The sequence below is a fragment of the Microbispora amethystogenes genome (genome assembly GCF_016863015.1).
In the GTDB taxonomy this organism is placed as follows: Bacteria; Actinomycetota; Actinomycetes; order Streptosporangiales; family Streptosporangiaceae; genus Microbispora; species Microbispora amethystogenes.
Genome location: NZ_BOOB01000021.1, coordinates 1 through 21,564, shown reverse-complemented (window position 1 = coordinate 21,564; position 21,564 = coordinate 1). Strand labels below are relative to the sequence as shown.

Genomic DNA, 21,564 nt, shown 5'->3' with positions numbered 1-21,564 from the left:
CTCGTGTCTCTTCGGGTCAGAGCGTGAGCTCGATCAGGCGTTTGACGACCTCGGCGCCGCGGTCCGTCGCGGCGCGTTCGGCCTCCTCGATCAGCCGGTCGACGTGCGCGAGCATCGTCCGCTCCGCCTCGTCGGGGTCGCCCGCGCGGATGGCGGCCAGGACGTCGACGTGCTCGGGAGCGGACTGGGCGAGGGTCCCGTGGCCGCCCGTGATGACGTCGAGCACCCGTTCCAGGGGTTCGAGCGACTCGTCGAGCACGACGTCGCCGATCGCCTGGAGCAGGCGGTTGCGGGAGATGCGGAAGATCTCCCGGTGGAAGCGCATGCCGCACAGCCGGGCGTCGCCGCCGGCGTCGAGCGCCTCGCGGTGCCCGTTCACCAGTTCTTCGAGCCGTTCGATGTCGGCGGGGGTGGCCCGGGCCGCGGCCCACCGGGCGGCCTCGCGCTCCACCCCGCGCCGGGCGTACAGCAGGTCGAGCAGCTGACGCGCGTTCTGGATGTCCAGCGCCTGGTGCAGCCCTTTCGCCTGCCGCCGGGTGCGCCGGGTGACCTGGGCCACGCGGCGGCCCGCGTCCGTGACCACCCGGCCCTTGCGGCCAGAGGAGACGGTCAGTCCCAGTTCGTCCAGCCGGGCGAGCAGCCGGGACGTGCTGGCCTCGCTCAGCGCGATGCCGCTGTCGCCCAGGAGGCGCGTCGCGATGCGCGCGCCGACGGGGTCGGCCGACTCGGCGACGATGTCGAGCAGCAACAGCTCCTGGTGGGACAGAGGGGAGGAGATCGGATAGGGGACGTCGCTCACTGGTCAGGAATCCGTTCGAACAGGCTCGGGAGCAGGGTGGGTGTCGGGGGAAGGTGCCGCGGGCGCGGGCGCGGGCGCGTGGGCCGGCGTGGGGGTCTGCATTGGGGTATGCATGGCTCGGCTCAGCGGCTCCTCCGGACGCGCCGCAGCAGCAGTACGGCGGCGAGGACCAGCGCGAGCAGCAGGAACGCGGCGGACGACAGCAGGCCCACGGCGGCCGGTTCCAGCCGGCCGTCCAGCGCGCCGGCGAGGAAGTAGCCTCCGGAGCCGCCGGCGACCGCGGCCGACCCGAAGTAGGAGAACGCCTCGGCCCGGCGGCGCAGGCCCATCCGTCCCTCGATCTCGGTCGCCATCAGGCCGTTGAGCGGCACCATGAACAGCCCGGCGGCGAACAACCCCGCGGCGTACCCGAGGGAGCCGCCCGCGAGCCCGGGCGGCACGGCCAGGGCCGCCGAGGCGAGCAGCATGGCCGTCGTGGTGAGCAGGGCACGCCGGCGGCCCAGCGGCCAGGCGCTGACGACGATCCCGCCGAGGCAGGCCCCGGCGGGCAGGGCCGCGGTGAACCAGCCGGAGGCGCCGGAGTCGAGGCCGTACTGCGCCATCCGCTGCGGCACGTTGGCCATGAGCAGCCCGTACGCCAGGCCGATCCACAGCACCAGGGCGGAGACGAGTTGCGTGTCGCGCGGCGGGAGGAGCGTGTCCGGGCGCCGGGGCGCCGGAGGCAGCGGCGGCACGGCCCGCATGAGCCAGGCGCCCAGCAGCGACAGGGCCGCCATCCCGGCGAGCGCGGCGACGGTCCCGCCCGTCAGCACGAGCACGCTGACCAGGACCGGGCCGACCACCGAGCACAGCTCGACGAGCAGGGACTCGGCGAAGTGGGCGCGGCGGAGCTGGACGGCCGGAACCGTCACCACGAGCAGGGCCCGCATGCCGCCCCACATCCCCGCCGTCGCCAGCCCGAGGACGACGGACAGGACGTACAACGCCCAGATCGGCGCCCGCACCTCGGCGGCCGCGACCAGGCCCAGCGTGACCAGCCCGGAAAGGGCCACCGTCACCCTCATCGCGCGGCGCAGTTCGAGCCGGTCGAGCAGCCGCCCGAAGAACGGGCCGGGCGGCCCCGAGCAGAGGCTGAGCACCCCGGCCAGCAGCGCGCCCTCCGCCAGCGAGCCGGTGACCCGCTCGCCCACGAGCATCAGCACCAGCCCCGCCATGGACGTGGGCAGCCGGGCCAGCAGGGAGCCGAGGATCCAGAGCCGCCAGGGACGGTGGGCCACCAGCCCGAAGGGCCCCGGGTGGGCCTCCGGCGACGACGGAGGATTGTCTGTTCGCATTGTTCATCGATTCAGCGAAGTCGATCGTGGATATTTGGCGTTCGGCATCCGTACGCACGCGTTCATGGTTGTGCCACACTGTCCGGGGCGGGAGGGCCGTCGCGGGCGGGTGACGGGAACGGGAAGCGGATCCTTGACGCAGCGATACGAACTTGACGCGCAGGACCAGGCGATCGTCGGCCTGCTGCGGGAGGACGGCCGGGCTCCGCTGGCCCGGATCGGAGAACAGGTCGGCCTGTCGGCCGACGCGGTCCGCGCCCGCATGGCGCGCCTGGCCGGCGACGGCGTCCTGCGGGTGATCGGGCTGGTGGACCCCGCCGTCCTCGGCTACGACGTGCTCGGCACCGTCGGCCTGCGCTACCGCGGCCCCGTCGAGCGGCTGCGCGTCGCGCTCAACGCCACTCCCCAGGTCACCTTCGCCGCCCAGACGATCGGCCCGTACGACGTCATGTGCGAGGTCGCCGCCCGCGACGACGCGGACCTCGCCGACATCGTGCAGCGGATCGCCGGCACGATCGAGGGCGTGGGGGACCACGAGGTCTGGCGCCAGCTCGACGTGGCCAAGTGGGAAAGCCAGGGCAGGCCGCGGCGGTCCGGGCCGCCGGCGCCGAGGCGGCCGGAGCTCGACGACCTCGACGTGGCGTTGCTGCGCCTGCTCGTCGACAACCCGAGGGCCAGCTTCCGGGAGATGGAGGACGAGCTCGGGGTCCCCTACTGGGTGGTGCGCAAGCGGGCGCAGACGCTGTTCCGCGACGGCACGATCCAGGCGACCGCGATGGTCGACCGGGTGTCCACCGATCCCGTCATCATGATGGCCTCCGTCGGGATCACCCTGGACGGCTCCCCCGAGGCCGCCCTGGACGCCCTGGTCGCGCTGCCCGAGCTGCCGATCGTCACGCTGACGGCGGGCCGGTTCCATGTCGTGGCCGAGGCGGCCTGCGGCTCGGCGCGGGACCTGGCCGCGCTGACGCGCCGCGTCGTCGCCGTGGACGGCGTGCGCGACCTGACCGTGCTGCCCTACGCGCGCGTCCTGGTGCTGCCCCGCCCGTGGCGGTTCGAGACCGCCGCCGGCTGACGCGTCCGCCCGCCGCGCCGTGCCTGTCACCGTGCCTGTCACCGTGCCTGTCACCGTGCCCGCGCAGGGGACGCGGCGGGGGTGCGCGCCAGGACGCCCGCGAGCATCGCGGCGGAGACGCAGGCGCCGGCCAGGAACACGCCGCGGGGCCCGGAGACGTCGAGCAGCGCTCCGAAGACCACCGGCAGGACCAGCATGCCCACTCCGTTGAGATAGTTCGTCGCGGCCAGCCGCAGGCCGGTGCCTCCGGCGGAAGTGCTCGCGGTCGCCAGCAGGTTGGTGGCCCCGATGCCGGTGGCCCCGGCCAGCCCGTGCAGCACGGCGCCCGCCGCGACCCCGGCGAAGCCGTTCCCGGCCAGCCCCACCGCGGCCAGCCCGGCCACCGCGCACACGCCGGACACCGTCACCGCGCCGCGCAGCCCGATGCGGGCGACCACCCGCCCGAAGAAGGGCCCGGCGGCGACCGAGGTCAGGTCGCGGCACAGCAGCAGCGTCAGCACCAGCCCCGGCAGCCGCTCGGCGGGCACGTCGAGCGCGATCGGATAGAAGGAGTTGCCGAGCAGGACCACGGTGTTCAGGTTGAGGTTGATCAGCGACGACGCCTGCAGGGCGGGCTCGCGGCGCAGCATGCGCAGCGACGCCGCGTAGCCGGCGCGCGCGCCGGCCGTGCCGGTCAGGGCGGCGGGGTCGTCCCGGTCGGCCCGGCCCCGCACCCGCCGCGCGAGCAGCGCGAAGGCCAGGGCCGACAGGACGACCAGCCAGAGCCCGGGCCCGGCGGCGCCCCCGGTGCCGAGGCGCGCCAGCAGGACGACCGACAGCGTCGCCGCCACCGCGGCCGACAGGCGCTGTGCCGCGCCGTTGAGGCCCTGGGTCCGGTAGCGGTCGCCGGACCGGGCGACCACCGCCAGCGTGGTGGTCACGACGGAGCCCCTGGCCAGGCCGTACCCGAGCAGCGGCAGCACCCAGATCCACGCCGAGGAGAACGACGTGGCGGCGGCGAGCGCGGCCGCGCACGCCGCGAGGACGAGGCCGCCGGCGAACAGCACGCCGCCGCGCCCGTGCCGGTCGGCGCGCAGGGCCGCGGGCGGGGACATGACCACGCCGGCGCCCTGGGCGAGTGCGAGCAGCACGCCGATCAGCAGCCCGGACCCGGCGCCGCTCGCCTCCAGGCCGATCGGCAGCAGGATCTGCACCAGTCCCTCGGTGAGGAACAGCGCGCCGACCATCGTGACCGCGAGCGCGGTCCCGCTCGCCCCCACCGGCGCACCCGGGTCGCGGCGGGGGCGGGAGAGTGTTCCCACGGACGGCTAGAGCTTCTCGCCGAAGTCCGTGGTGGTCGGCAGTTGCCACTCGAAGCCGCGGGCGGTGGTCACGTACTCGGGCCAGGGCAGCTCGACGGGCGGCGCGAAGTCGCGCGGCAGCAGCGGGTCGCGCAGCGCCTCGGGCGCGGCCTCGCGGTTGCGCCGGAACTCCTCCGTGGCGGCGCCCAGCAGTCCGCTGTCGTCGATGAGCCGCAGCGCGGTCGCGGCGATGACCTCGCCGGCGTAGCCCCACACCGGGTCGATCGCCGGGGCCAGGCCGTTCATGGCGTTGTTGGCCCAGTGGTTGAGGTCCTCCCCCACCACCCGCAGCAGCGGCTTGGCCGTGTAGAAGCGCACGGTGGGGGCGTGCCAGGTGTACTCGGTGCAGTCGTCGGCCCCGGTGCAGTCCTGCCACGGCGGGAGGGTGGCGCGGGTGGCCGCGTCGTGGTCGCGCGGGTCGGTGACCTGGTGCAGCATCGGCCGGAAGGGGTCGTCGGAGGGCGCGTGCCCGAGGGTGCGCTCCAGTTCGCGGGCGAACTCGTACGCCTCGGGCGCGAACCGGCGCGGCCCCAGCTCCAGCAGGTTCTCGTACGTCGCCTGCGCCATGACGTGGTTCTTCAGGCCCGGCCGGGTGCGGGTCACCCAGCGCATCGAGACCTCGCAGTTGGCCAGCCCGGCGACGTGCCTGGCGTTGCGCCTGAGCACCTCCAGGATCTGCTCCTGGACGCCGATCAGGGGCGAGCGCCAGCTGAACTGGATCTGGGTGATCCGGGGCGGCAGGTTGTCGGCGGTCGCGTTGGCCGCGCCCAGGATCGCCTCGTTGAGCGACCACAGGCCGGTCCGGGGGAACATGTTCTCCTTGGCGTACTTCGTCGCCGTGATCATCAGCCCGAGCGCGTCCAGCGCCCCCGGGGAGCGGACGCTGTTGTGCGCGCCCATGCCCGACCCCTCCAGGGGGTCGCCGTCGATCCACGGCGGGGCGTCGTCCCGCTGCGCCTCGAAGCACTGGAAGGTGAAGACCGCCGACCAGTACAGGCAGTTGTGGATGTCCCACACCGCCGTGTTCTCGAACAGCGGGTGGTAGCTGATCACCGCGTCGAGCTCGTCGTAGTAGCCCTTGGCGGCGTGCACGGGCTTGGAACCGCACACCTTCTCGGCCGGCTCGCCGAACAGGTGGACGACCCCCCGGCCGCCGGTGCGCTCGATCGCCCGCTTGGTCGCGAGCGCCCCGGCGAGGGCGCCGACGCCCAGGGCCGAGTGCGCGTCGGTGAAGCCCGGCGCCCACGGGTGGAGGCCGGGGCGCGGCTGCCGGTAGGGCACGGTGTCCTGGGAGTAACCCGGCGAGGCGTCGTACTCGGAGTACATCCCGATGGCGGGGCCGTCGTCGCCCCACCGGGCGTGGAAGGCGGTCGGCATGTCGCCCGACCCCACCTCCACCTCGAAGCCCTCCGCCTTCAGCAGGTCGACGTACGCCTGCGCCGACCGGTACTCCCGCCAGGCGGGCTCGGCGTACGACCAGATGAGGCGGTGGAACTCCGAGAGTTCCTTGCCGAGTTCCTCCACCGCGGCGACTCCGGCGCGCTGGCGCTCGGTCAGTCCCATGTCGTTCCTCGTTCCTTGTTCTGGGTGTTGTTCCCGGGGTTTGCGGGGGTTTCCGGGCATGCCGGAGGCGTGGGCGGCCGCCTGGCGGCGCCCTCGTCGCAGGTCGGGCGCGGTCAGGCCGCGCCGGGGATGATGTGGCAGGAGCCGGGGTCCCACTCCAGGACGACCTCGTCGCCCACGGAGCACGGCAGCGGGGCGCCGGACTCGCACCTGACCACCAGTTCGGCGCCGTCGGCGCCCGCGACCAGGACCTTGCGCGAGTCGCCGGCGTAGATGTCGGCGCTCACCACGCCGGGCATGCGGGAGACGGACGCGGACGGCTCCGCCCCGGCGGGCCGGATGCGGATGGCCGACGGCCGCACCACGACGACCGCCTCCCGCTCCCCCGGCGTGTCGCCGGGGACGAGCACCCGCCCGTACGGCAGGGCCAGCACGGAGTCGGCGCCCTCCCGCCGGACCCGGCCGCGGAACAGGTTGGACTCGCCCAGGAAGCGGGCGGCGACCTCGCTCTCGGGCAGCCCGTACAGCTCCTCGGGCGTGCCGTGCTGGACCAGCCGGCCGCCGGCGAGCAGCGCGATGCGGTCGCTCATCGTCAGCGCCTCCTCCTGGTCGTGGGTGACGTTGATGACGGTGAGCCCGAGCTCGCGGCTGAGCCTGCGGATCTCGATCTGCATGGCCTCGCGGAGCCTGCGGTCGAGGGCGCCGAGCGGCTCGTCCATCAGCAGCAGCGGCGGCCGGGCCACGATGGCCCTGGCCAGCGCCACCCGCTGCTGCTGCCCGCCGGACAGCTCCTTCGGGGAGCGCCGGCCGTACCCGCCGAGGTGCACCGCCTCCAGCGCCCGCTCGACCAGCGCCGCCCGGTCGCGGCGGCGCACCCCCCGCATCTCCAGCGGGAAGCCGACGTTGGCGGCGACCGACAGGTGCGGGAACAACGCGTAGTTCTGGAACACCATGCCGATCCCGCGCTGGTGCACCGGGACCTGGGAGATGTCGCGGCCGTTCACCACGATCCGGCCCTCGTCGGCGTCCACGAAGCCGGCGATGATCCGCAGGAGCGTGGTCTTGCCCGACCCCGAGGCGCCGAGCAGCGTGAGGAACTGACCGGGCTCGACGGTCAGCGACACGTCGTCGACGGCCCGCGTCTCGCCGTACACCTTCACGATGCCGGCCAGTTCGACCCTCGCCCCCGGCGAGCCCTCCTGGCCGGCGGGGCCGGCCTGGGTTGCCGTCTCGGTCACGTCCTTCTCCTTACCTTCTTCACCACGGCCGGCCCCACCAGGACCAGGGCGGCCATGAGCAGCGAGACGAGGGTGATCAGCGTCGCGACCGCCGAGATGGACGGCTCGACGCCGGAGCGCACCTGGCTCCACATGACGACGGGCAGGGTGCGGAACTGCGGCGTGTTCAGGAACAGGGCGACGACCACCTCGTCCCAGGAGGAGACGAAGGCCAGCACGCCGCCGACCAGCGCGGCCGGGGCCACCAGGGGCAGCGTGATCCGCAGGAGCGTGACCGCCTCGGTCGCCCCGGACACGCGGGCCGCCTCCTCGACGCGGCGGTCCACGCCGGTGAGCGCGGCCAGGACGTTCACGAACACGAACGGCAGGCCGAGCACCGCGTGGGCGATGCCCAGGCTGAGCACGTTCCCCGACAGGCCGACCCGGATGTAGACCAGGTAGAAGCCGATGCCGGCGACGACGAGCGGCACCGTCATCGGCAGCACGGCCAGGCCGGTGACGAGGGCGGGCGGCAGGAAGCGGCTGCGCGCCGCGGCGAAGGCGAGCGAGGTGCCCGCCGCCATCGCCAGGACCGCGGCGAGCAGCCCCACCTGCGCGCTGTTGCCGAGCGCGGTGAGCCACTCGGGATCGGTGAGGACCTCCTGGAACCAGCGCAGGGAGAAGCCCTTGGGCGGGAAGGTCACCATCGAGCCGGAGGTCACCGAGGTCGCCGCGACGATCAGGGTGGGCGTGACGAACAGCAGCGCGATCAGGCAGGCGAACAGCCGCACGCCGAGGCCGGCCCTCATCGCCGCCTCCCCATGCCGACACCGAGGATCCTGCCCAGGCCGACGAACCGGGCGGCGAGCCCGAGGACGGCCAGCACCGCGACGAACAGCAGGACCGCCATCGCCGCGCCGACGCCCGGTTTGAGGAACTGCTCGATCTGCTGCATGATCGCTTGCCCCACGTACACCTGGCGGGCGCCGCCGAGCAGCTGCGGCGTGATGTAGAAGCCCAGGGCGAGGACGAACACCAGGACGCCTCCGGCCACCGCGCCGGGCAGCGACAGGGGCAGGGTGACCCGCGCGAACACGCGCCACGGCCGCGCCCCCATCACCTGCGCGGCCCGCTCGACGTCCGGGTCGATCGAGCGGAGCTGGGCGAACAACGCGAGCACGGCGTACGGCAGGAGGATGTGGACCATGCCGACGTAGACCGCGAAGGGTGTCCTGATCATGTGGATCGGGGCGGACGTGAGGCCGAGCCAGTCGCGCAGCGCGGTGTTCACGAGACCGGTGTCGTTCAGCACGATCTGCCAGGCGTAGGTGCGCACCAGCAGGCTCGTCCAGAAGGCCAGCATCAGCGCGACCATCAGGAAGGTGCGCATGGCCGTCCCTGACCTGGCCATCGCGTAGGCGTACGGATATCCGATCAGCAGGCACAGAACGGTGACCACCAGCGCCATCTGCAGGGTGTCCACGACGGAGCGCTGGTAGACCGAACTGGTGAAGATCGCGGTGTAGTTCGCCGGCGAGGGGTCGGTCAGGCTCTTGACCACCACCACGGCCATCGGGACGACGAACGCGGCGACGACGAAGACCAGGCCGGGCAGGCCGGCGCCGCTCCAGAAGTCGGGCCGGGGGAAACGCCGGGCGCGGGCAGGGCCTTCGCCGGGCCCGGCGCCGTGACCGGCCCGGACGGCCGAGCCGGCCTCGGGCCCCGCCTGCGGGCCGGGAGACGACGCGCGGGAGGGGATCTGGGAAAGTGCGCTCACTGTGCTCCTCTTTTCGGTCCGCGCTTCGCCGCGCGTTCCACCGCGCGTTCCGCTTCCGCGTTCCGCGTGCGAGCACGTTCCGCTCTCGGGCACGGCCGGGCCGCCGTCACGGTGGTCAGCCCGCCAGCCAGGCGGTGGTCTTCTCGATCGCCTTCTCCATGTTGGCGTTCCACCAGGCGGAGTCCATGACGATCGGGGCGTCCTCGCCCTCCAGCTGGTGGGCGGTCGGGGCGTCCGCGGCGTACGTGCCGGAGGCCGTGGCCTTGGGGTTGGCCGGGCCGTACGGGATGTACTCGGTGATCTTCCCGTTGTTGGCCGCCTTGGCGATGTAGGCGATGAGCTTCATCGCGTTCGCCTTGTCCTTGGCGCCCTTCGGCACGAAGAGGTAGTCGCAGAGGTAGATCTGCTGGCCCCAGGTGTTGTCGATCGGCTGGCCCTCGTCCTTGGCCAGCTTGACGCGCCCGTTGTAGCAGTTGCCCATGACGGCCTCGCCGGAGGAGACCAGGTTGATGCACTCCGCGGCGTCCTTGAAGACGATCAGGTCGTCCTTGATCGGCTCCAGGAGCTTCAGCGCGGCGTCGACGTCGAGCGGGTAGAGCTTGTCGCGGGGGGTGCCGTTCGCCATCAGCCCCGCCTCCAGGATGCCCTGGAAGCCGGCGGTGCCGTCGATGGCCCGCTTGCCGGGATACTTCGCGGTGTCGAAGAAGGCGGCGTAGTTCTTGGGCGGGTTGCCCCCGAACTTGTCGGTGTTGTAGGCGAGCACGATCGAGAAGACGAACAGCGGCACGCCCTGCTTGTAGACCTTGAACGGCCCGTCCGCGTAGTCGTCGCAGGCGACGACCGAGCAGTCGATGTCCTCCAGGCGCGGGTTGCCCTCCAGCCCGAAGTCGACCCCGCCCTGGGCGATGTCCCAGGTCACGTTCTTGGCGTCGACCATCTGGTGGATCTTGGCGTACGTCACGGGGTTGTCCTGGACCACCCTGACGCCGCTCTCCTTGCCGTACGGGTCGAGCCACGCCTTGGCGATGGCCTCCTGGCCGGTCCCGCCGAAGCCCGCGTAGGTGACGGAACCGGAGTCGCCGGACGCGCCGGCGTCACCGCTCCCGCTCCCTCCGCCGCACGCGGCGGTGAGGGTGAGGGCCAGCGCCAGCGAAGTGACGGCCCACAAATTGCGTGAAACCTTCACGTTCTCACTTACCTTTCCTTTTTCCTTGGTGGTCGTCCGCCCGGCCGGGCACCGGTTCGCCGGCCCCCTCCCGCGGCCCGGCCCGGTCCGGGCGGACGTGTCCGGTGCGCGGCGGCGACCGCTCACCGCTCCCCGGTGAAGCTCATGACGTGCTTGATCCGCGTGTAGTCGTCGAACCCGTAGGCCGACATGTCCTTGCCGTAGCCCGAGTGCTTGAAGCCCCCGTGCGGCATCTCGGAGACCATGGTCATGTGGGTGTTGAGCCAGACCGCCCCGAAGTCGAGGCGGGCGGCGACACGCAGCGCACGGGCGTTGTCCCGCGTCCACACGCTGGAGGCGAGGCCGTACGCCGTGTCGTTGGCGAGCGCCACCGCCTCCTCCTCGGCGGTGAAGGGCTGCACGGTCACCACCGGCCCGAAGACCTCCTCACGCACCACCTCGTCGGCCTGCCGCACGCCGGCCACGACGGTGGGGGCGAAGAAGTAGCCCTCGCCGGCGGCGCGGGCCCCGCCGGTCGTCACGGTGGCGTGTGCCGGCAGCCGTTCCACGAACCCGGACACCCGCCGGAGCTGGGCCGCGTTGTTGAGCGGGCCGATCGCCGCCGCCGGGTCACCCGGCGGCCCGACGCGGACGGCCGCCGCCGCGGCGGTCAGCCCCGCCAGGAACTCGTCGTGGACGCTCTCGTGCACCAGCACCCGGGTGGCCGCGGTGCAGTCCTGGCCCGTGTTGGCGTACCCGGCCTCGGCGACCGTGCGGACGGCGACGTCCAGTTCGGCGTCGGCGAAGACCAGCACCGGCGCCTTGCCGCCGAGCTCCAGGTGGAGGCGCTTGAGCGACGCCGACGCCGCGACGGCCACCTCCGTCCCGGCCCTGACCGACCCGGTGATGGAGACCATCTGCGGGATCTCGTGGGACACCAGGGCGCGCCCGGTGTCGCGGTCGCCGCACACCACGTTGACGACGCCGGACGGCAGGATCCCGGCCGCGATCTCGGCGAGCAGCACCGTGGTGAGCGGCGTGGTGTCGCCGGGTTTCAGCACCACCGTGTTGCCCGCCGCGAGCGCGGGGGCGATCTTCCAGACCGCCATCATCAGCGGGTAGTTCCACGGCGTCACCTGGGCGCACACCCCGACGGGCTCACGCCGGATCATCGAGGTGTGGTCGTCGAGGTACTCCCCCGCCGACCTGCCCTCCAGCAGACGGGCCGCCCCGGCGAAGAACCGCAGCACGTCCACGCACTCGGCCACCTCGGCCGCCGACGCGGCCGCGGGCTTGCCGGTGTTCGCCGACTCGGCCTCGGCCAGCTCCCCCGCCCGGGCGGCGACGGCGTCGGCCAGCCGCAGCAGCAGGTCCTGCCGGACGCGCGGCGTGGTCCGCCGCCACCCGGCGAAGGCCCGCTCGGCCGCCTGGCACGCGGCGTCCACGTCCACCGCGGCCGACACCGGCGCGGCCGCGATCACCTTCTCGGTGCTCGGGTCCACCACCTCGGCGGTGCGCCCGTCCGCGGCGTCCCGCCACCGCCCGTCGATCATGTTGCGTACGGTTCTCACGAGCCCCGCCTCCATCACGATCCCCCTCTCCATCACGATCCGACCTCCCAGACGATCACGGTCGGCCGTGCGGCCGTCAGCGCGGCGGCGGCCTGCTTGGCCGCGCCGGCGGCGTCCGTCACCCGGACGCCGTGGCAGCCCATCGCCTGGGCGAGCGCCGCGAAGTCGGGACGGGCCAGGTCCACCGCGTACGGCGCGATGTCGCGGTCGAGCATGTTCTGCCGGATCTCGCCGAAGCCGTGGTTGTCGAGGATCACCACGGGAAGCGGGAGCCCCAGCTCGGCGCCGGTGACCAGCTCCTGGGCGCTGAACATGAACGCGCCGTCGCCGAGCAGGGCCACCACCGGCCGCGCGGGCTCCGCGAGCCGCGCCCCGATCGCCGCCGGCAGGGCGTACCCGAGGGTGGAGTATCCGACCGGCGCGAGGTAGCGGCGCGGCGCGGAGAACGGCCAGAACGGCGCGGTGCCCAGATAGGAGACCTGGGAGCTGTCGCCCACCACGACGACGTCGCCGGGCAGCTCGGCCCGCAGCGCGTCCTGCACCTCACGCCACCGGCCGCCCTGCTCCGCGGCCTGCTCCAGGCACCCGGCCCGGGTTCCGGCCGCCCGCCGTTCCCCTTCTGCGGCACGTTCCGTCCCGGCCGGTCCGGCGAGCCCGGCCGCCAGCGCGGTCAGCGTCTCCCGGGCGTCGGCGTGCACCGGCAGCGCGGCGCGGAGGTTCTTGTGCAGCTGGGCCGGGTCGAGGTCGATCCGGATGACGGCGCCGCGCGGCGCCAGGCGGTCGGGCAGTTCGGCGTCGCCGAGTTCGCTGCCCACCACGAGCAGGACGTCGGCGTCCTCCATCAATCCGCGGGCGGCGGCGAAGCCGGGGAACGGGCCGACGGCCAGCGGATGGTCCTCGTCGAGCACTCCCTTGCCCGCGGTGGTGGTGACCACCGGCGCGCCGAGCGCCTCGGCGACCGCCCGCAGCGGCGCGGTGGCGCCCAGCGCGCCTCCCCCGGCGACGATCACCGGGGCCGCGGCCCGCGAGAGCAGGGCGAGGGCCTCCGTCACCGCCGCCCGGGACGGCGCCGGCGGGTGCGGCGCGCGCCAGGGGCCCGGAACCTCGCCGTCCCAGGGCGCCTCGAGTACGTCCAGCGGCACCTCGATGTGCACCGGACGCGGCCGCTCGGCCGCCCAGCGGGCGAAGGTCTCGTGGACGGCGTCGACGGCCTGCGCCGGGGTGCCGGGCCGGACGCTGCGCGCCACCGCCGCGTCGGCGGCGGCCCGCTGGTCCTTCATCTCGTGCAGCCACCCGAAGTCGGCGCGCTCCAGGCCGGTGGGCACCCCGGGTGAGAGCACCAGGAGCGGTACGGAGTCGGCGTAGGCGGTGCCCATCGCGGCCATGGCGTTCATCAGGCCGGGCCCGCTGGTGGTGACGACGAGCCCCGGACGGCCGGTGACCCGGGCGTACCCGTCCGCCGCGTAGCCCGCGCCCTGCTCGTGCCGCGTCACCACGTGGCGGATCCCGCTCGCCGCCATGCCGCGGTAGAGCTCCAGGTTGTGCGTGCCGGGGATGCCGAAGGCGAGGTCCGCCCCGTTGGCGGCGAGCGCCTCGGCCATGGCGGTCCCGGTCGTGCGCCGCGCGCTCACGCGGCCGGCTCCACGAGGGTGCGGGGGGCTGAAGGGGAAGGGTTCACGAGCCATCGGCCTCTCCGGGTGGTGCGCGGCGGGCGACACGACCAGAACACTCCTCGCCGATTTCGGTTGTGCATCATCTCGGGTTTCCAAACGGTAAATTTAGCGATCTGAGGATCTTGGTGAGTGTTTTTGAGTTGGTCAGCGATATGTGGCGCGCGTATGTGAGAAGTGCCTACGTCACGCCGCCGGGGCCGGCGAGGGTCTCCGGGGTCCAGTGCGCGAGGGCCCACTCCCGGTACTCGCCGACCTGCCGCGCCAGGTCGCGCGGCCGCCACCCCAGGAGCCGCGCCGCCCTCCCCACGTCGTAGATCCCGTCCTTGCCCGAGCGCAGCGCGGGGTCCATGTCGGCGACCGCCCGCTCCGAATCGGTGGCCGGGTCGGCGACCAGCTCGACGCCGAACAACTCGGCCAGCCGCGGCACCGGGACACCGGCCCCGCCGGCCAGGTTGAACGCGACACTGCCCACGTCCGGCCGGGTGCACAGCAGCCCGAGCGCGGCGGCGACGTCGACCGCGCTGATCCAGTCGCCGGCCGCCCGGAGCGTCCGCGGCGTCACCGCCAGCGGCGTCCCGGCGACGAGGGCCCGCGCCAGGTGGTACGGCAGGGACATCAGGGTCCGGGCGGAGGTGGGCCGCTCCATCGGGCCGAACACCTTCGTGAACCGCACGATCGGCACGCTCATGCCGTAGAGGGAGGCGAAACGTCTGGCCACCAGTTCGGCGGCCACCTTGCTGACGCCGTAAATGTCGTCGGGCTCCAGGGGCGTGTCCTCGTCCTGCGGTTCCGTACGCCCGGGGTCGCCGGCGCCGTACACGGCCGCGCTGCTGACGTGGACGACCCGGCCGACCGAGCCGGCGCGGCGGGCGGCGTCCAAAACGGCGGCGGTGCCCATGACGTTGACGTCCAGGAACCGCCCGGGGTCCTCCCGCTCCCACTCGGGCACCAGGGTCACGGTGGCGCCGTGCACCACGGTCTCGGGCCGGTGCCGGGCGAACAGCGTCGCGAGGCGGTCGCGGTCGCGCACGTCGCAGCGCTCGACGTCCACCCGGCCGGCGACGTCCGCCAGATGGCCCGACCAGGCGTCGTCCGGTTCGCCCACGTCGAGGGCCAGCACCCGCGCCTCCTCGTGCTCCTGGAGGAAGCGCCGGATGAACACGCTCATCACGAAGCCGCAGGCTCCGGTCACCAGCACACGCATCGCCGGCCCCCTCAGGACGCGGACGCCGGGACGGCGGGATGCGTCTCGTGCCAGTGCCGGGCGACGTCGACGCGGCGGGTGACCCACACGTCGCCCGCCCCGGCGGCGTGGTCGAGGAAACGCATCAGGTCGGCGGCCCGGCCGGGGCGGCCGGCGATGCGCGTGTGCAGCCCGACGCTCATCATCTTCGGCCGGTCGTCCCCCTCCTCGCGCAGCAGGTCGAGCGCCCGGCGCAGATAGGCGGAGAAGCTCTCCGACTGGAAGCCGTAGGTGTTGAGGTAGCGGCCGTCGTTGTTGTCCAGGGTGTACGGGACGACCAGGTGCGCCCGGCCGGCGACGTGCTCCCAGTAGGGCAGGTCGTCGGCGAAGGAGTCCGAGTCGTACAGGAACCCTCCCTCCTCCGCCACCAGGCGGCGGGTGTTCGGGCTCATCCGGCCGGTGTACCAGCCTTCGGGCCGGCTGCCGGTGACCCTGGTGTGCAGGTCGATCGCGCGGCGGATGTGCTCCCGCTCCTGATCGGCCGGCATCTCCGCGTAGTCGATCCAGCGCAGGCCGTGGCAGGCGATCTCCCATTCCGCCTCCCGCATCGCGGCGACCGCCTCGGGGTTGCGCTCCAGGGCCTCGGCGATGCCGAAGACCGTGACCGGCAGCCCCCGTTCGGTGAACAGCCGGTGCAACCGCCAGAACCCGGCGCGGCTGCCGTACTCGTACTGCGACTCGACGTTGAGGTTGCGGACGTTGGGGAACTCCCGGGTCGGCTCCTCGGTCAGGAACGCCTCCGAGCACCGGTCCCCGTGCAGGACCGAACGCTCGCCGCCCTCCTCGTAGTTGACGACGAACTGCAGGGCGACCTTCGCGCCCCCCGGCCAGCCGGCGTGCGGCGGGCGCCTGCCGTATCCCTTGAGGTCTCGTGGGTACATGGGGTTCTCACCTCTCGACGGGGGCGGTCCGGGGGCCGGGGGTGGTTCGGGGGCCGGGGGTGGTTCGGGCGGGTCAGCAGTCGGGGACGGAGGCGGCGGGCCGGACCGGCAGGAGGGGGACCACGCCGGTGTCCGCGCCCGAGTCGACGACCAGTGGGGCGACCAGCCGTCCGCTCTGGTAGACGGCCCGCACGTCCCACAGCCGGGAGACGTCGCGGGTGGCGTCGCCGCCGACCACGAGCAGGTCGGCGAGGCGGCCGGGCGCGAGGGTGCCGACCTGGTCGGCGATGCCGCAGGCCTCGGCGGCGACCGCGGTCGCCGCGCGGATGGCCGCGAGCGGGGTCAGGCCGGCCGCCACGGCGAGCTCGATGCCGTGCTGGAGCCCGCCGAAGGCGACGTCGTACGGACCGGCGTCGCTGCTGATCGCGATGCGCGGGCCCAGGCCGTCGGCCAGCATCGACGACAGGATGCCGAGCTTCATGTCGAAGTAGGCCTCGATGGCGGAGACCCGGCCCTTCTCCGTGTCGCCGAGCGGGCCGCGCTCGGCCCGCCTTCGCAGGTCGACCAGCGTCTCCCAGCCGCCGGTCTGGGCGGTGAAGCTGATGTAGGTGCCCGCGTCGTGCACCGTCTGGGCGACCGCCGGGTCGTAGACCATGCGACCGCTGGAGGCGACGCCGCCGCCGAACTCCATCATCTCGCCCGGTACGAGGAACTCCCCGTGCTCGATGCAGTCGAGGCCGGCCTCGACCGCGTTGAGCATCGAGGACGTGGCCCGGCAGTGCGCGGTGGTCAACCGGCCGAGGCCGTGCGCCGTCTCGACGGCGACGCGCATCTCGGCGGCGGTGTAGGAGGAGTAGTAGGGGATGTTCCCGGCCGTCGCCCCGCCGGAGGCCATGATCTTGATGTGGTCGGCGCCCTCGGCCACCAGGCGGCGCACGGCCGCGCGGATCTGGTCGGCGCCGTCCGCGACTCCGTTGCACCAGTAGAAGTGCCCGTACGAATGCGTGATGGGGCGGCCGGCCAGCAGCATCCGGGGTCCTCTGACATAGCCCCGCTCGACGGCCTCCCGCACCTCGAACACGATGCGGTTGCGCCCGCCGTTGTCCCGGATCGTGGTGACGCCGGAGGCGAGATGCCGCTGCAGGTTGCTGACGGCGATGAGCGCCATCATCTCGTCCGAGTCGAGAACCTGCTGCTCGTACGGGGTGCCGTCGCCGGTCAGCGTGATGTGGCAGTGCGCGTCGACGAGACCGGGGACGACGGTGGCGTCCCCGTAGTCGATCACGCGGGCGCCCGGCCGGGCGAGGTCGTCGGCGGCGTCCGCCGCAGTACGCACCCGTACGACGCGGTCGCCCCGCGTCTCGACCACCGCGTCGTGCAGGACGTCGTCGCCGAGAGCGGGATACACCCGCGCCGCCCGAAGAAAGCGCTGGTCCGAGCTGTGGTCCACCGGTGTCCCTCCTGCTGGACGGCTCATGTTCCTCAAATGTGACAGAGGTCTTCCAGAGTTGTCTAGGGGTCGGTAGGTGTTCACATCGATTTCACACGAGGCCCTCCAGCACCACCGGCAACCACCGACGGGCGGCCTTGGCTGTGCGACAACTCCGGTGCAGCTCAGCCCGCATGCCGAAGCGGCCGAGGGGTGGCGTTATCAAACCTTGATGTCGCGAAATCTGGACATACCACAGAGGCGGCGGCATATTGTCACCCCCACAGGTCGATCAAAGCTGACGTACATTTACACGATCTGACAAATCCGTGAAGACGCCGGGGATCCGGGAGAGAGGAAGCACGATGCCTGGAACCGTCCTGGTGACCGGAGCCGCGTCGGGAATCGGCGCGGCGACCGCGCGACGCCTGAACGAACGCGGCTGGCGGGTGTGGGCGGCCGATCTCGACGAAAGCGGCTTGGAGCGACTGGACTCCGAGATCGTGAGCCGGGCGATCGACGTGGCCGACGAGGCCGCCGTCGAGTCGCTGCTCCACGAGCTCGGGGAGGCCGAGGGACGCCTCGACGGAGTCGCGGCCTGCGCGGGGATCGGCTACACCGCTCCGGCCGCCGAGACGTCCCCGCAGGCGTTCGACGAGGTGCTGAACGTCAACCTGCGTGCTGTCTTCGTGCTGGCCCGGGCGGCCCTGCCGCTGCTCGCGCGGTCGTCCGCCCCCTCCTTCGCGGCGATCGCGTCCGAACTCGGAACGGTCGGCGCTCCCGGGCTCAGCGCGTACAGCTCGTCGAAGGCGGCGGTGATCAACCTGATGCGCGTCCTCGCACTGGAGAACGCCGAGCAGGGCATCCGCTTCAACGCCGTGGCGCCGGGCGGCACGAGGACACCCATGCTGGAGCGGGAGCAGGCGCGCCTCGGAAAAACGCTCGCGGACTCGGCGGCGAACATCCCGCTCGGCCGGCTGGCGGAGCCCGCCGAGATCGCGTCGGTCGTCGAGTTCGTGCTCTCGGCCGACTCCTCGTTCATGACGGGCAGCGTGCTGGTCGCCGACGGCGGCTACACGGCCAGGTGAGCCGGCGTGGCCTGTTTCGAAGGTCTCCCGGTCAGGGGTCGCGGGTCCGGAGGTAGACGTCCAGGTCGGCGGCGCCCCTGAGCATGGCGCGGCCCCGGGCGGACAGGCGGGCCTGCCAGTCACCCATGGCCGACTCCAGCGGAGCGACCCCACCGGCCGAGCGGACCTGGGCGATCAGCGGGGCGATCTGCTCCAGCAGGTAGCCGCCCCGCCTGAGCTGGTGGGCCAGCCGGACGTCCCGTACGTCGTCGGTGCCGTAGACCCGGTAACCCGTCCGCGGGTCGCGCCGCGGGCGGACCAGCCCGGCGTTCTCCCATTTGCGCAGGGTGGCCGGGCGGAGGCCGAGCCTTCTCGCCAGCGGGCCGATGAAGGTGTCGCCGTTGAAGGTGTCGCTGTCGATCGTGTCGCCGCGTTCCCGCGGCACGGGCGCCAGGTCGTGGAGCGCGGCCTCGACGGCCTCCAGAGTGCGGCGGTCGTCCAGGAGCCGGGCGTGGCTCTCGTCGACGATCCGCAGCGCGTCCTCGGTGGCGCCCCGGTTGACCGCCTGCATGATCGACGTGGCCGTCTGGTGACCGTGCCCGGGCACGAGGGAGAGGAACGCGCGCAGCGCCCGCGCGTGCAGCGGCGTGTAGACGCGGTAGCCGGAAGGGGTGCGCCCGGCGGCGGGCAGGATCCCGGCGTCCTCGTAGTTCCTGACCGCCTGGGTGGACAGGCCGTGCTCCCGCGCCAGGTCCACCGGCCTCATGGATGCATCTCCGATTGAAGGTTCATCGCCGATCATCAGCACTAAGCGGGGAAAAGTTTCCACCTAGGGTTCAACGATACCGTCGAAGGCATGGATATCAAGGACATGGCCCGGCCGCTCGACGGCGCGGGAGTCTCGGCGTTCCTCCGCTCGCTGCCGGCGCGGCCCCTGCTGCTCGGCCTGGGCGAGGCGAGACACTTCGTGGGCGAGCTGGGCGAGGTGCGCAACGAGGTCTTCCGGCATCTGGTCGAGCACGAGGGCTACCGGTCGTTCGCGATCGAGAGCGACTGTCTCATGGGCCTGGTGGTGGACGACCACGTCAGGACGGGCGCGGGCGACCTCGACGACGTCATGGAACGCGGCTTCAGCCACAACTTCGGCGCGTCGGCCGCCAACCGGGAACTCGTCCGCTGGATGCGCGCGTACAACGAGGAGCACGACGAGCAGCTCCGGTTCTTCGGCTTCGACGGCCCGCTGGAGTATTGGGCGGCGAGCCCACGCGAGGCACTCACCGCCCTGTACGCCCTCCTCGACGGTCCGCTCCCCTGCACTCCCGAGGCGCTGGACGAACTGCTCGGCCCGGACGACCGGTGGTCGGACGAGGCCACGGCCAGGGACCCGGCGCGGTCGATCGGGCGATCCGCCGACGCCCGGCGGCTGCGGCTGATCGCCGACGACCTGGTGGCGCTGCTCGACACGCAGGTCCCGCGGCTGAGCGCGGACGACGGGGAGCGGGCGGCGCTCTACGCCCGCACCGCCGTCGGCCTGCTCCGCTACCACCACTTGATGGCCGACGCGTCCGAGGCGCGGTGGACCCGCCTGTCGGCGCAGCGCGACGCGATGATGGCCGCCAACCTGCGGGCCGTCGCCGGCCACGGCCCGGCCCTGGTCTTCGGCCACAACCTCCACCTGCAGCGGAACAAGAGCGTCATGCCGCTCGGCGACCAGACGCTGGAGTGGTGGAGCGCGGGGGCCATCGCCGGAGCGCACCTGGGCGACCGGTACGCCTTCCTCGCCTCGGCCCTCGGCACGACCGGCGACGACGCCCCTCCCCCGGACACCGTCGAGGGCATCCTGTCCACGCTCCCGTGGGACCGCTCTCTCGTCGACGCCCGCCGCCTGGCCGAGGCCGTCACCGAACCCGCACCGCGCGTCTCCCGGGATTTCCGCTACTTCCCGCTCGACCCGGCCCGGCTCGACACGATCGACGGCGTCGTCTTCCTCAGGCAGGCGGTCGAGCTGGGCTGACGCGCTCGGGGGCCGGGCTCGCCTACGTGGCGCAGAACTCGTTGCCCTCCGGGTCGAGCATGATCCACCAGTGACCGGCAGGGCCCCTGTCCACCTCGCGGACGCGGGTGGCGCCGAGGCCTTCCAGCCGTGCCACCAGGGCGTCGAGACCACCGGGCTCACCGTGCACGTCGATGTGCAGGCGGTTCTTGCCGGTCTTGCCCTCGGGCACGTCCTGGAAGAGCAGCCGCCGCCCGAGCCCGACGCCGCTGGTGGCGTCGAAGGGGTCGTCGGGGTGGCGGATCGCGGCGTAGCCGCGGAAGATCCTGCGGCCGCCGTGCTCGGCGGCCGCCTCCTCCGGGAGGTGACCGGCGGCCAGCAACTGCCCGACGAGCGCGCTGGGATCCTCCACCTCGTAGCCCAGCGCCGCGGCCCAGAAGTCCGCCAGCACGGGCGCGTTCACGCTGTCGACGACCAGCTTCCAGCTCAATGCCATGTAACTGGTTATAGTGGTTACCCGAGTTAGGGCGCAACCCGCGGCATCACGACGACGGGCTGCGCACCCGTCGCAGCGATCAGTGACCTCGTTCCCGGCCGAGGAAGCACGACAGGAGTCTCCTGAAGTCGTGCGGGTGCTCGAGCGCCGGCACGTGCCCGCATCGGCCGAGCACGTGCAGACGGACATCGGCCAGGTGTTCGAGCAGGGGCAGGGCCGCCGTCCCGAGCGGGGTCAGTCGGTCCTCGGCGCCGTGGACGAGCAGCACGGGCGCGCGGACCCCTGCCAGCGTTCGCGCCGAGAGGGTGAGGTCGTCGGCCCAACGTGCCCTGGGTGGAGGGAACAGCGACGCGTATGCGGCCGCCCCCGCTTCCATCGCGGCCGCACGGGCAGCGACGGCCGACTCGGTCACGAGCGCCTGGTCGAAGACGAGGCGACTCAACATGTCCCGTGCCCCTGACGGGCCGGCGGGAGCGGCCCAGACCGCGTCGAGGTCGGCGGACAGCGGCGCCCCGGGGGCGCCCATCGTCGAGACCGCCACGACATGGGTGACCTGCTGGGGACGCGCGGCCGCCAACGCCAGCGCCACGGCACCGCCCATGGAGTGACCCACCACGGCGTAGTGCTCGGTACCGAGAGCATCCATCAGGCCCGCGGCCTGCTCCGTCCACAGCCGGAGCCCACCCCTGGAGCCCGCCGGGATCGGCGTACGGCCGAACCCCGCCTGGTCGGGAGCCACCAGGTGCCAGGACGTGGCCAGCGCCTCTGCCGTCGTCGCCCAGGCTCCGGATCCGGTCGTGCCGGGTCCGGAGCCGTGCAGCATCAGCACCGCGGGCCCCGTGCCGCTCTCCAGGACGTGGACGGGGGAGCCGTCGACGGTGACGGTCCGAAGAGTCGTCACCGGAACAGCCTAGGTGTGCTCATGCCGATGCGGAGTTGAC

At 73.1% G+C, this 21,564-nt stretch carries 19 protein-coding genes; 3 read left to right on the top strand and 16 right to left on the bottom strand.

The window, feature by feature from the left end; translation table 11 throughout:
* Positions 1-16: 16 nt before the first annotated feature.
* Together Mam01_RS15925 and Mam01_RS15920 are read right to left on the bottom strand one after the other, a co-directional pair.
* On the bottom strand, positions 17-799 hold the full coding sequence (locus tag Mam01_RS15925; RefSeq protein ID WP_204286102.1) for an FCD domain-containing protein: 783 nt from the start codon (positions 797-799) through the stop codon (positions 17-19).
* A gap of 122 nt (positions 800-921) precedes the next feature.
* Positions 922-2,133: an MFS transporter gene (locus Mam01_RS15920; protein WP_204286101.1), complete on the bottom strand. Its 1,212-nt coding sequence runs from the start codon at positions 2,131-2,133 to the stop codon at positions 922-924.
* Between the two features lie 133 nt (positions 2,134-2,266).
* Between Mam01_RS15920 and Mam01_RS15915 the strand changes: the two genes are divergently transcribed.
* Entirely contained in the window at positions 2,267-3,208 is a 942-nt protein-coding gene (locus Mam01_RS15915) for an Lrp/AsnC family transcriptional regulator (RefSeq protein WP_204286100.1), read from the top strand.
* A gap of 50 nt (positions 3,209-3,258) precedes the next feature.
* On the opposite strand, the gene Mam01_RS15910 is transcribed toward Mam01_RS15915, so the two are convergent.
* The 11 genes from Mam01_RS15910 to Mam01_RS15860 form a co-directional block, all read right to left on the bottom strand.
* Positions 3,259-4,509 carry an MFS transporter gene (locus Mam01_RS15910; protein WP_204286099.1) on the bottom strand — a complete coding sequence of 417 codons (1,251 nt, stop codon included), beginning with the start codon at positions 4,507-4,509 and terminating at the stop codon, positions 3,259-3,261.
* A gap of 6 nt (positions 4,510-4,515) precedes the next feature.
* A complete protein-coding gene (locus Mam01_RS15905; protein WP_204286098.1) occupies positions 4,516-6,111 on the bottom strand; it encodes a zinc-binding metallopeptidase family protein in 1,596 nt (531 codons plus the stop codon).
* 113 nt (positions 6,112-6,224) lie between these two features.
* On the bottom strand, positions 6,225-7,349 hold the full coding sequence (locus Mam01_RS15900; protein WP_204286097.1) for an ABC transporter ATP-binding protein: 1,125 nt from the start codon (positions 7,347-7,349) through the stop codon (positions 6,225-6,227).
* On the bottom strand, positions 7,346-8,137 hold the full coding sequence (locus Mam01_RS15895; protein WP_150934151.1) for an ABC transporter permease: 792 nt from the start codon (positions 8,135-8,137) through the stop codon (positions 7,346-7,348). Before Mam01_RS15895 ends, Mam01_RS15900 begins: the two co-directional genes overlap by 4 nt.
* Positions 8,134-9,105 (bottom strand): ABC transporter permease, encoded by a 972-nt coding sequence (locus tag Mam01_RS15890; RefSeq protein WP_204286096.1) that lies wholly within the window; start codon positions 9,103-9,105, stop codon positions 8,134-8,136. Before Mam01_RS15890 ends, Mam01_RS15895 begins: the two co-directional genes overlap by 4 nt.
* A gap of 115 nt (positions 9,106-9,220) precedes the next feature.
* The gene (locus Mam01_RS15885) at positions 9,221-10,291 is read right to left on the bottom strand and encodes an extracellular solute-binding protein (protein WP_204286095.1); all 1,071 of its coding nucleotides are present in this window, start codon (positions 10,289-10,291) and stop codon (positions 9,221-9,223) included.
* A 122-nt stretch (positions 10,292-10,413) separates the two neighbouring features.
* Positions 10,414-11,856: an aminobutyraldehyde dehydrogenase gene (locus tag Mam01_RS15880; RefSeq protein ID WP_204286248.1), complete on the bottom strand. Its 1,443-nt coding sequence runs from the start codon at positions 11,854-11,856 to the stop codon at positions 10,414-10,416.
* A 17-nt stretch (positions 11,857-11,873) separates the two neighbouring features.
* Positions 11,874-13,472, bottom strand: coding sequence for a thiamine pyrophosphate-binding protein (locus Mam01_RS15875; RefSeq protein ID WP_204286094.1), 1,599 nt, complete (start codon positions 13,470-13,472; stop codon positions 11,874-11,876).
* 220 nt (positions 13,473-13,692) lie between these two features.
* Positions 13,693-14,718, bottom strand: a complete 1,026-nt coding sequence (locus Mam01_RS15870; RefSeq protein WP_204286093.1) for an NAD-dependent epimerase/dehydratase family protein — start codon at positions 14,716-14,718, stop codon at positions 13,693-13,695.
* Positions 14,719-14,729: 11 nt separating this feature from the next.
* A complete protein-coding gene (puuE, locus tag Mam01_RS15865) occupies positions 14,730-15,638 on the bottom strand; it encodes an allantoinase PuuE (protein WP_204286092.1) in 909 nt (302 codons plus the stop codon).
* A 73-nt stretch (positions 15,639-15,711) separates the two neighbouring features.
* The gene (locus Mam01_RS15860; RefSeq protein WP_204286091.1) at positions 15,712-17,088 is read right to left on the bottom strand and encodes an amidohydrolase family protein; all 1,377 of its coding nucleotides are present in this window, start codon (positions 17,086-17,088) and stop codon (positions 15,712-15,714) included.
* Between the two features lie 344 nt (positions 17,089-17,432).
* Between Mam01_RS15860 and Mam01_RS15855 the strand changes: the two genes are divergently transcribed.
* The gene (locus Mam01_RS15855; RefSeq protein ID WP_204286090.1) at positions 17,433-18,155 is read left to right on the top strand and encodes an SDR family NAD(P)-dependent oxidoreductase; all 723 of its coding nucleotides are present in this window, start codon (positions 17,433-17,435) and stop codon (positions 18,153-18,155) included.
* Between the two features lie 31 nt (positions 18,156-18,186).
* On the opposite strand, the gene Mam01_RS15850 is transcribed toward Mam01_RS15855, so the two are convergent.
* Positions 18,187-18,900: a TioE family transcriptional regulator gene (locus tag Mam01_RS15850; protein WP_204286089.1), complete on the bottom strand. Its 714-nt coding sequence runs from the start codon at positions 18,898-18,900 to the stop codon at positions 18,187-18,189.
* 90 nt (positions 18,901-18,990) lie between these two features.
* Between Mam01_RS15850 and Mam01_RS15845 the strand changes: the two genes are divergently transcribed.
* Positions 18,991-20,148 carry an erythromycin esterase family protein gene (locus tag Mam01_RS15845; RefSeq protein WP_239101341.1) on the top strand — a complete coding sequence of 386 codons (1,158 nt, stop codon included), beginning with the start codon at positions 18,991-18,993 and terminating at the stop codon, positions 20,146-20,148.
* Between the two features lie 22 nt (positions 20,149-20,170).
* Here Mam01_RS15845 and Mam01_RS15840 read toward each other — a convergent pair whose 3' ends face one another.
* Positions 20,171-20,623 carry a VOC family protein gene (locus Mam01_RS15840; RefSeq protein ID WP_204286088.1) on the bottom strand — a complete coding sequence of 151 codons (453 nt, stop codon included), beginning with the start codon at positions 20,621-20,623 and terminating at the stop codon, positions 20,171-20,173.
* A 79-nt stretch (positions 20,624-20,702) separates the two neighbouring features.
* Entirely contained in the window at positions 20,703-21,524 is an 822-nt protein-coding gene (locus tag Mam01_RS15835; protein WP_204286087.1) for an alpha/beta fold hydrolase, read from the bottom strand.
* Positions 21,525-21,564 lie beyond the last annotated feature (40 nt).

Coding starts and splice junctions, on each gene's coding strand:
- Mam01_RS15920 (WP_204286101.1), bottom strand. CDS start 2,133: ATGCGAACAGACAATCCTCCGTCGTCGCCGGAGGCCCACCCGGGGCCC.
- Mam01_RS15905 (WP_204286098.1), bottom strand. CDS start 6,111: ATGGGACTGACCGAGCGCCAGCGCGCCGGAGTCGCCGCGGTGGAGGAA.
- Mam01_RS15895 (WP_150934151.1), bottom strand. CDS start 8,137: ATGAGGGCCGGCCTCGGCGTGCGGCTGTTCGCCTGCCTGATCGCGCTG.
- Mam01_RS15880 (WP_204286248.1), bottom strand. CDS start 11,856: ATGGAGGCGGGGCTCGTGAGAACCGTACGCAACATGATCGACGGGCGG.
- Mam01_RS15870 (WP_204286093.1), bottom strand. CDS start 14,718: ATGCGTGTGCTGGTGACCGGAGCCTGCGGCTTCGTGATGAGCGTGTTC.
- puuE (WP_204286092.1), bottom strand. CDS start 15,638: ATGTACCCACGAGACCTCAAGGGATACGGCAGGCGCCCGCCGCACGCC.
- Mam01_RS15855 (WP_204286090.1), top strand. CDS start 17,433: ATGCCTGGAACCGTCCTGGTGACCGGAGCCGCGTCGGGAATCGGCGCG.
- Mam01_RS15850 (WP_204286089.1), bottom strand. CDS start 18,900: ATGAGGCCGGTGGACCTGGCGCGGGAGCACGGCCTGTCCACCCAGGCG.
- Mam01_RS15845 (WP_239101341.1), top strand. CDS start 18,991: ATGGATATCAAGGACATGGCCCGGCCGCTCGACGGCGCGGGAGTCTCG.
- Mam01_RS15840 (WP_204286088.1), bottom strand. CDS start 20,623: ATGGCATTGAGCTGGAAGCTGGTCGTCGACAGCGTGAACGCGCCCGTG.